Genomic DNA, 277 nt, shown 5'->3' with positions numbered 1-277 from the left:
CCGGGGCGTCGAGCCAGTACCGCTCGTGCTGGAACGCGTACGTCGGCAACTCCACCCGCCGCCCACCGGCCAGCACCGCCGCCCAGTCCACCGCACCACCCCGGACGAACACCGCACCGGCCGCCTCCACCACCGCCCGCACCTCCGGCACCCGCCGCCGCAGCACCGCCACACCATCCGCCTCCACCACCTGCCCCACCAACCCCGCCAACACCGCAGCCGGCCCCACCTCCACAAACCGCCGCACCCCCAACCCATGCAACTCCGCCACCGCATC

General features: G+C 74.7%; 1 protein-coding gene. It reads right to left on the bottom strand.

Going from position 1 to position 277, the window contains the following annotated elements:
- Nucleotides 1-190 (bottom strand): hypothetical protein (locus tag WA788_RS36175; protein ID WP_335984720.1); only part of this gene is annotated, 190 nt, incomplete at its 3' end.
- Between the last annotated feature and the right edge of the window lie 87 nt (nucleotides 191-277).

The sequence above is a fragment of the Streptomyces sp. CA2R106 genome (assembly GCF_037034245.1).
Classification (GTDB): domain Bacteria; phylum Actinomycetota; class Actinomycetes; order Streptomycetales; family Streptomycetaceae; genus Actinacidiphila.
The sequence above is the reverse complement of the archived record's forward strand: the minus strand, read 5'-3'. Positions and strand labels throughout refer to the sequence as shown.